This is a genomic window from Sulfolobales archaeon, from assembly GCA_038897115.1.
GTDB lineage: Archaea > Thermoproteota > Thermoprotei_A > Sulfolobales > AG1 > AG1.
Genome location: JAWAXC010000125.1, coordinates 1 through 5,918 on the forward strand (window position 1 = coordinate 1; position 5,918 = coordinate 5,918).

The following is a 5,918-nucleotide window of genomic DNA, read 5'->3' on the forward strand; positions in this document are numbered from 1 at the left end:
GGTATATGGGGTTCCCTTCTACGTTGCTGCAGAGACATATAAATTCTCCCCATACACACTCGCTGGGGAGGCTGTTGAGATCGAGGAGAGAGATCCTAGGGAAATCCTAGACCCCCCGATAGATGGTGTAGAAATTAGAAACCCTGTTTTCGACGCAACCCCTCCAGAATATATAGATGCTATAATAACCGAGATAGGTGTTATAAGCCCGGAAATGGCTATCCTAGTGATCACAGATTTTCTAGGGCATAGAATATCTTCTGAAGAGCCTAAAGGGTATGAGGATAGCGAGATATAAGATAAAAGATAGAGAATCTGGGTGATCTTCGTCCTATTATAGAGGGTTAGTGGCCCCGGTTTCATCGGATCTTAAGCCCTTCACCTCATCACCCCTATTTAGCCTCCTCACCAGCTCTTCGAGAGCCGTTGGCTATAACATCTTATTAGCCCTTCTATCTAATTGGGGCTGGCTTTGAGGGGGGATGCTTCTCTCTTTAGCGCGATTATTGTTGCAGCTATATTCATCATAGCCGTTTCTACGATCTATTATTATCTAGAGGGGCTTAATCTTTATCAGAGCAGGCTATTCTCATCTATATCTAGAATAGCTATGGATCTTAGTGCTAGGGTATGGTTTGAGCCGAACGGCTCTACAATATATATGTATTCCGATAGATCCATTGGGGTTCTCGGCATCATGGTCTATGGATCCTCTGGTCTTGTTTATTACAATATATCTGGGGGCAATGCTATAGCATATATATCCCCCGGATCTCCCCTGGACTTATCACGCTTGCTTCCAAGTAATATATTCAGTATTGTGGCGAGTGGCCAGGCATATCTAGGTGTTATAGCTAGTAATGGTATGATCTATACATATAAATATATTTTAAGTAATAATAATAATATGAATAGCAGCTCAAGCGATGTATGGATCACGGGTCTTCTGGCTGTTGCAAGGGGCATGCCGGATATTGTATACACCGCTCCAGGGACATATTGGTTCTCGGGTGATGAGGCTATGGGGAGTGTTAGGGTTACATTTGCTAGGAATCTTGTTATAGGAGATGGGGTAACACTATATATCGCGGATCCAACCCCTAGAAGGACTTGGATCGGCGTTTGGCCTGGTGGTGTTGAACTACATAGAATAGAGGCTTTAGGAGGCATAGGTGTAACAAGAATTATAGTAGCCGATACTATAGCGATAAGCGGTACACTATCCTCGAAAGGGCTTGGAGGTGCTGGGAATATACTCTATAGCTATATCTATCCAAGTGGTCAGAGATGTGGGGACTGGTTAACAGCATATGGTGATCTAGCTAACGGAGGTACTGTAGCTAGTGCAGGTGGTGGCGGTACAGGAGCACAGGTGAGGAATACAAATACACAGCTATATTGCAGGGGACTGGGAGGTGGGAGCGCATCTCTATTCGACTATACAGCACCCGGTGGGTGGGCGGGAGGATATGGGCTACCTATGGATGGTGTTACAATAGACTATAGAGCATTTATAAAGACACTTATGATCTCACCATACCAGCTTTCAGATCTAAGCCTATACGGGGCTGGAGGAGGCTCTGGAGGCCCGGGTGATGCAGGTCTATACACGTGGAACGATGGAGGCCCAGGGGGAAGGGGTGGTGGGGGGATCATGATTATATGCAATAAACTCATACTAAACAATGGCGTTATAGACGCATCTGGCGAGAGTGGTGGAACCCCTTCCAGCCCCAATGGCGGCGGCGGTGGGGGAGGAGCGGCTGGGGCAATATTCATATACTGCAACTCGGTAGAGGGAACAGGCATTATAAAGGCTATAGGAGGCCTCGGAGGAGCTGGGAATGGGTATGGTGGAAAAGGGGGTAGGGGCGGTGATGGATGGGTTGTAGTCGTTGCATCTTCAATATCACCAGGGATAATAATCGATGTTGGAAGTGGATATAAGCTGATCACCACAGGATAGATATCAACCTTCTCCGCCCCTTATAAGAAAGGCTTTGATTTAAACCATCTATATTATATATTATTATTAATTTATATAAACAGAATAGAATATATAGTTTAATTGTTAGACACATCCTCTATGTTTTGAAATCTATGCTTAGCTATTCCTTTAACAATAACCCCTCGATCAAATAATAAATATAAAAATTTATAAAAACCCAAGGGGTAATTATATTGGGAGATAAGTTGTCAGAGGAAAAGAAAAAAGGGGGTAAGGGTAGGAAGAGCGAGGAAAAGAATGTGATATATGAGGATGAGGATATCATAGTTATGAGGGCGCCTGATGATGAGGAGCTTATAGAGCTTGTGAAGAAGAAGATTGCCGAGAACGGCAAGCCGGTTTCGTGGAAAGAGCTTAGGGCTTATTTCAGCGGTCTTGCTGGAGAGGATAGGCTGAGGAAGGTCTTGATCAAGCTTATAGAGAATGATGAGGTAATAGAGATGCCCGATGGCACCTTTGCACTGCCTGGGATGGAGAAGGGCTATATACCTAGATCAGATGTTAAGAGGGTTAGACCCCTTGCACCGAGGAAGTTCAAGGCTAGATGGGGTTCCATGGCTTCTAGGCTTAGAAGGCTAGGTGTTCTAGAGGAGAGCACCTCGGCCTCTTCAGGCGCTACGGCATCTCAATAACCTCTCCTTTAATATTTATTTAGGTATTAATGGGCTCTGGTAGATACCCCTTATACCTCTTCGTTAAAATAGATCTATAGCTCTGGATAAGCATCCTGACAATTATCTCTAGACCATATGAGATCCTATTGCGAATACCCCTACCAACAGCGATGGGCTCACACCGCATTGGCATAGGATCTCTAAATATGTTTTTCCCAGGTCTGAAAAGGGATTTAAATGCCTCGAAGAATATTGGTGCGATAATACTGATGCCACCCATAACTTTCCTCCCATCTATGAGCCATGGCATAGAGCTATAGAGATCTTCGTTGTTTCCAAGCATCCTAAGAATAGCCTCTCTATATTGAGAGGCGCTATCTGAGAACATGCCGAGGATCTTGATTCTCCCCCTGGTTATCTTCCAAGTATATCTAGCCATTCTATAGCATATAGCGCATCCATCGTTATATAAGAGGATCTTCTCGGACATTTTACCCCCACATATCTCTAGGATCTATTGTATAGGCTGCTTCTCCGCATAGATAGCTTTGATCCTCAGCTCCCCATTATCTTTAGGGCATCTCCTATCCCTTATAACCTTCCCCACATAATCGCCTGGTATAAACTCTCTTTTCTCCTCATAATCCCCCATTATACATGCTATTATTGTATAAGTAACTATCTTCTCCTTCGGCTTCTTCTCCCTCTGCTGGAACATATTGCTTAGCATAGATATTAGAAAGAACACTATCATTAGTAGGAAGAAGAGAGTCCATGGATCTATTTGAAGCTTTATAGCCTCCACACCTCTCCCATACTATATACTGTAAAAGGTTATAATCCCTACCGCCGCTGTTCTGGGTTTTATATTGGTTTATATTTATTAATGGTATTTGCTCTAATGTGTAGAGGCTTATGCCATCATATCAGCTATCCTAAAGTAAGGAGCCCACTATAAGCTCGATGAGCCAGGCGAGGGTGGCGAGGCATAGGATTTTAGGCCTGGTGAAACCATAAACCCTGTGCACCCAACTCCTCATCTCAACTCCCTCCCCCTTGAATAGCTAGCCCAAGCATCCCAGGTTAAAGAGTAATGGTTCCAATTACAATCCCAATATAAATTCCACATATCGCTTACGATAGATCCTCATTTATAAGGGGATCAGGGGTAGTAAGAAGGGGTTGCTATGAGAGCCTCATATGTGATCATAGCGGTCGTAGCCATCGCTATCCTAGGCTTCCTCGGCTACGGCTATTATGACTATAATGTTGCTAGAGAGGGTCTGAAGAATATATATGTAGGTATAGCTTCGGCTCTGCCACGGAATATTAGTCAAGATAGCATAACCCTTAGGGTGGGGGTTAGGCTATATAATAATGGAAGCTTAACTGTAGCTATAGATAGAGTTATCTATGAGCTATATATAAGCGATACCAAGCTGGGGTCTGGAAGCTATAGTGGGCGTATCGAGATCCCTGCTAGAGGCTCTGTAACGCTGGATACTGACTTCATGATCAGCAGATCTGCTTTAGGAGAGATCTTCTTTAAGATCATATCAGGCTCTGGGCTCTCGATGAAGCTTAAGATCTATATATATAGAAACACGTTATTGGGAACGGTAGAGGAGATCCGCGAAACAACATTTAAGATGTAGAGAAGTTTTTAAACCTAGATCTCTATCCCACTAGCGGTGAACCCCAAGATAGTGATGTTATTATCCTCTACTTATAGGCTTGCTTAGCTATATACCCTATAGTGGGTTAGACCATGTCAAGCGAGGCTCTGGATATATCTGAGAGCGTTGTTTCGGTAGCTGATATAAAGCTATTTGGTAAGTGGAGCTTTATAGGTGTTGATGTTAGGGATCCTAGTCTTAAGAAATATATATCGCTTAAACCAGTATTCCTCCCCCACACTGGTGGGAGGCATGAGCACAGGAGATTCGGTAAAGCCAGGGTCCCAATTGTTGAAAGGCTAATCAATAATCTAATGAGGAGGGGTAGGAATACCGGGAAGAAAGCTCTAGCCTATAATATTGTTAAGAACGCATTTGAAATAATAGCGCTGAGGACAAAGGAAAACCCAATACAGGTTCTTGTGAGGGCGATAGAGAATGCTGCTCCTAGGGAGGAGACTACGAGGATCATGTATGGTGGTATAATCTATCACGTAGCCGTCGATGTGTCCCCAATGAGAAGGGTCGATCTAGCATTGAGACACATGGTAGAGGGTGCAAGGCTATGTGCATTCAAAAGCATAAGACCCATAGAGGAGTGCTTAGCAGATGAGATTATAGCTGCAGCATCAAACGATCCCAAGAGCTATGCTATAAGCAGGAAGGACGAGATAGAGAGGATAGCGCTGAGCTCCAGATAAGACAGCCCTCTAGTTCCTAGAAACACCGTTATCCCCGCTTATTAATATTATTAATTCTCGAGCTCCTATATATAAAACCTATATTCATTAGAAGGTAAGAAGATCTAAAAGATCGATTACCTTGATCGATAGATATAAGCCCCCATAGCTAGAGGATTTTTGGAGTAGGGCCCGTAGCTCAGCCTGGTGGAGCACCCGGCTGATAACCGGGGGGTCGGGGGTTCAAATCCCCCCGGGCCCACCATAGATATAGATCAATTGATATAGAGATACATATTCTTAGAGGGATTTCCCATGCCAGTAATATATTTAGTATATATTAATTCGGGATAGCCTTGAACCATATATTCTCATTATATAGAAATTCGGATTATTGCTTTAGAGGATTCCGATATTCTCTAGCTGTCTTCTCCTCACTTAAAAGGGGAGGCTTCAGCTGTAGAGTGAGTCTATGTTGCTAGTTTCGTTAAGGATCTAGATGCTCTCAGCTATCTTCTTCTATATAGTCTAAATAGTTCTTTCTAGGTATTTCCTCTGGAGATATTTGATATAGCTTTTTGGCTCTATATCTTTTCCTGTTGCTATTTTGATTAGATGCTTTGGCGGGTATGTTGCTCCCCATCTATGGATCTTCTCTCTCAGCCATTCTCTGATTGTGTTTAGGTTCTTTCTCGATATATGATCTGCTAGATCCCCTAGATCTCTTTCCACCGCCTCTCTAATCTGGGCGGCTACTATGGTTCCTATTGTATATGTTGGGAAATACCCTATTGATCCGTTGCTCCAGTGTATATCTTGGAGAACCCCTTCTGAGTGTTTCTTGGGCTTTATACCTAGGTTTTTCTCCATTAGATCGTTCCATAGCTCTGGTATATCGCTGACCCTTATCTCTCCTGCAATAGCTAGTCTCTCGATCTCG

At 43.5% G+C, this 5,918-nt stretch carries 8 protein-coding genes and 1 tRNA gene; 6 read left to right on the forward strand and 3 right to left on the reverse strand.

Translation table 11 applies throughout. The features are described 5' to 3' along the window. From QXE01_11250 to QXE01_11260, 3 genes are all read left to right on the forward strand, one after another. A partial coding sequence (locus tag QXE01_11250; protein ID MEM4971813.1) for a hypothetical protein occupies nt 1-298 on the forward strand: 298 nt, incomplete at its 5' end. Between the two features lie 174 nt (nt 299-472). Then, nucleotides 473-1,966: a hypothetical protein gene (locus QXE01_11255; GenBank protein MEM4971814.1), complete on the forward strand. Its 1,494-nt coding sequence runs from the start codon at nt 473-475 to the stop codon at nt 1,964-1,966. 227 nt (nt 1,967-2,193) lie between these two features. After that, nucleotides 2,194-2,640: a hypothetical protein gene (locus QXE01_11260; protein ID MEM4971815.1), complete on the forward strand. Its 447-nt coding sequence runs from the start codon at nt 2,194-2,196 to the stop codon at nt 2,638-2,640. A 19-nt stretch (nt 2,641-2,659) separates the two neighbouring features. Here the strand turns inward: QXE01_11260 and QXE01_11265 are convergent, their stop codons facing one another. Both QXE01_11265 and QXE01_11270 read right to left on the reverse strand, forming a co-directional pair. After that, nucleotides 2,660-3,112: a hypothetical protein gene (locus tag QXE01_11265; protein MEM4971816.1), complete on the reverse strand. Its 453-nt coding sequence runs from the start codon at nt 3,110-3,112 to the stop codon at nt 2,660-2,662. Between the two features lie 24 nt (nt 3,113-3,136). Further along, nucleotides 3,137-3,427: a hypothetical protein gene (locus tag QXE01_11270; protein MEM4971817.1), complete on the reverse strand. Its 291-nt coding sequence runs from the start codon at nt 3,425-3,427 to the stop codon at nt 3,137-3,139. A gap of 382 nt (nt 3,428-3,809) precedes the next feature. Here QXE01_11270 and QXE01_11275 point away from each other — a divergent pair, with 382 nt between their 5' ends. From QXE01_11275 to QXE01_11285, 3 genes are all read left to right on the forward strand, one after another. Beyond that, nucleotides 3,810-4,277: an LEA type 2 family protein gene (locus QXE01_11275; protein MEM4971818.1), complete on the forward strand. Its 468-nt coding sequence runs from the start codon at nt 3,810-3,812 to the stop codon at nt 4,275-4,277. Between the two features lie 113 nt (nt 4,278-4,390). Further along, nucleotides 4,391-4,999, forward strand: a complete 609-nt coding sequence (locus QXE01_11280) for a 30S ribosomal protein S7 (protein MEM4971819.1) — start codon at nt 4,391-4,393, stop codon at nt 4,997-4,999. Between the two features lie 167 nt (nt 5,000-5,166). Continuing rightward, nucleotides 5,167-5,243, forward strand: a tRNA-Ile gene (locus tag QXE01_11285). Between the two features lie 263 nt (nt 5,244-5,506). Here QXE01_11285 and QXE01_11290 read toward each other — a convergent pair. Further along, a partial coding sequence (locus tag QXE01_11290) for a carboxypeptidase M32 (protein MEM4971820.1) occupies nt 5,507-5,918 on the reverse strand: 412 nt, incomplete at its 5' end.